The 2,558-nt window shown below is 56.4% G+C and carries 3 protein-coding genes; all 3 read left to right on the forward strand.

The annotated features are described in order from the left end of the window. Positions 1 to 1,226 (forward strand): DDE-type integrase/transposase/recombinase (locus NFS35_RS28705; RefSeq protein ID WP_251210364.1); only part of this gene is annotated, 1,226 nt, incomplete at its 5' end. Then, positions 1,226 to 2,032 carry an ExeA family protein gene (locus tag NFS35_RS28710; RefSeq protein ID WP_251210365.1) on the forward strand — a complete coding sequence of 269 codons (807 nt, stop codon included), beginning with the start codon at positions 1,226 to 1,228 and terminating at the stop codon, positions 2,030 to 2,032. The genes NFS35_RS28705 and NFS35_RS28710, both read left to right, overlap by 1 nt. Positions 2,033 to 2,044: 12 nt before the next feature. After that, positions 2,045 to 2,368: a DUF6618 family protein gene (locus NFS35_RS28715; protein ID WP_172543878.1), complete on the forward strand. Its 324-nt coding sequence runs from the start codon at positions 2,045 to 2,047 to the stop codon at positions 2,366 to 2,368. Positions 2,369 to 2,558 lie beyond the last annotated feature (190 nt).

The raw sequence follows: 2,558 nt of genomic DNA on the forward strand, positions 1-2,558 counted from the left end.
CGCAGTTCCGCCTCGCTCTCATAGCGCCGGTCATCCATGGCCTTTATCCGGATGCGTCCAGGAACGCCTATTACCAGAGGGTCACGGAAAAGCCCCTCACCCTGCCTGACGGCTCCGCGTTCCAGTACAGCCCCAAGACCCTCAGCAAATGGGTGTCCCTCTACCAGAACGGCGGCATCGACGCCCTCATGCCCCAGGAACGCTCCGATAAGGGCTCCACCCGGGTGCTCCCGGACACGGCCATCGAAGAGATCTACCGCCTCAAGGAAGCCTTCCCACGGCTGAACTCTACACAGATCCACCGGCACCTCGTTGAAGAAGCCTTCATCCCTGCCACAGTCAGCGTCTGCGCCGTCCAGCGCTTCGTCAAGAAACATGACCTGAAATCGGCACGCAACCCCGGCATGCGGGACAGGAAGGCATTTGAAGAAGACGCCTTTGGGAAGATGTGGCAGGCCGATACCTGTTACCTGCCTTATATCACGGAGCACGGCCAGCGCAGGAGGGTCTACTGCATTATGATTATTGATGACCATTCCCGTTTTCTGGTGGGCGGCGGCCTCTTCTATAACGATAATGCCTATAACTTCCAGAAGGTGCTCAAGGATGCCGTGGCAGCCCATGGAATCCCATCAAAGCTCTATGTCGATAACGGCTGCAGCTACTCGAATGAGCAGCTCTCCCTCATCTGCGGATCCATCGGAACCGTCCTTTTACATACAAAAGTACGTGACGGAGCCTCCAAGGCCAAGATCGAGCGCCAGTTCAGGACACTGAAGGAGACTTGGCTTTATACCCTGGACATGGATTCCATCACCTCCCTGGATCAGTTCAATAGGCTTCTTAAGGATTACATGCGCTCCTACAATACGTCCGTCCATTCCGGTATCGGCACCACACCCATGGAACGCTACCAGCAGACCCGTCCCGCCATCCGGAGCCCTAAGTCCAGGGAATGGCTGGAAGAGTGTTTCCTGAACCGTATTACCAGAAAGGTGAACAAGGACTCCACCGTCTCCATCGACAAGGTGCCCTATGACGTCCCCATGCAGTTCATCTCCTCAAAAGTGGAGATCCGTTTCCTGCCGGACGACATGTCCTCCGCCTTCATCCTTTGTGAAGGGGAGCATTACCCCATCCGGCCTACGGATAAGAACGGGAACTGCAGGACGAAACGCAACAACACGCCGTCCATCGATTATTCAAGGATCGGGGGTGAGGGCTGATGTTCCGTTCCTACTATGGGCTTTCCTTCAACCCTTTCGACAAGCAGAACGCCAGGGAAAAGGACCGGTTCCTCTCAAAGGACATCTCGGAGATGACGTCCCGCCTGGACTACTTAAAGGACACAAGAGGCATAGGGCTCTTTACCGCACGCCCCGGCATGGGCAAGTCCTTCGCCCTGCGCTGCTTTGCAAAGAGCCTCAACCCAAACCTCTACCACATGGAGTACATCTGCCTCTCCACCGTCAGCGTCATGGAGTTCTACCGCCAGCTCTGCTCTGTCCTGGGGGTAGAGCCGAGGGGCGGCAAGCCCGGCATGTTCCGTGCCGTGCAGGAGCAGATCCTCTACCTTTACAGGGACAAGAAGCAGCCCCTCCTCCTGGCAGTCGATGAGGCACAGTACCTCTCCACCGGCATCCTGGAGGATATCAAGATGCTCATGAACTACGGGTATGACTCCCTGAACTGCTTCACGCTCATCCTCTGCGGGGAGCCCCACCTGAACAGCACCCTGAAGAAGCCCGTCCATGAGGCCCTGCGCCAGAGGATCACAGTGCACTACAACTTTTCCGGGCTCTCAGACTCCGAAGTGGCGCAGTACGTCCTCCACAAGGTTGCCTGTGCCGGAGGGGCCGCCTCCATCATCGACCAGGCCGCGCTTTCCGCCGTCCACAGCCACTCCCAGGGGAGCCCCCGCCTGGTGGACAACCTGATGACCGACGCACTGACACTGGGGGCGCAGATGGAGAAGAAGGTCATTGATACGGATGTCATCCTGGCCTCCGTCAGCAGCCAGAATCTCGGATAGGAGGCATGGAACATGAATTATACCTGTATCCTGAAAAACGGCTCCCGCAGGGAGACCTGGACGGGGCAGATCATCCTGCTGAGCATGGGGAACGGATGGTATGAAGCTGAGATCAATGGGCGGGGGACTTACTTCCACATCCTCGCCGGGCGGCATAAATATGGGAACTACCTGTGCATCCCTAACCATGATGTAGGGTGCGAGCTCTCCGATTTCTCCGATATCTTTTGGAATGAAGAAAGGATCGGCTCCCTGATGCGGAAGGTGGATGCGGTGACTGTCGCCACCGGCCTGATCCATCTGCCCGCCCTGGCTGCCGGACAGCTGAAGAACTGAATGCTTCATAGGGCTGTGGGTCTCTTGATGGAATCCATGGCCTTTTATATTTCAGGAAGGAATTCATGCTCTGGCAGCGTGCCATATTTTCGGTAGGATTGTGCATTCACAGACAGCACTGCGCAGTCAATTGGATAAAGGTTGGAAAAATAATTCGTCATTTGCGTCTCCCTCAATTCGCCGTCCGACA

The sequence above is a fragment of the Acetatifactor aquisgranensis genome (genome assembly GCF_943193215.1).
Classification (GTDB): domain Bacteria; phylum Bacillota; class Clostridia; order Lachnospirales; family Lachnospiraceae; genus Acetatifactor; species Acetatifactor aquisgranensis.

What these genes read in the sequence shown, in the direction of transcription:
- NFS35_RS28710 (WP_251210365.1), top strand. Translation starts at nt 1,226, where the DNA reads ATGTTCCGTTCCTACTATGGGCTTTCCTTCAACCCTTTCGACAAGCAG.
- NFS35_RS28715 (WP_172543878.1), top strand. Translation starts at nt 2,045, where the DNA reads ATGAATTATACCTGTATCCTGAAAAACGGCTCCCGCAGGGAGACCTGG.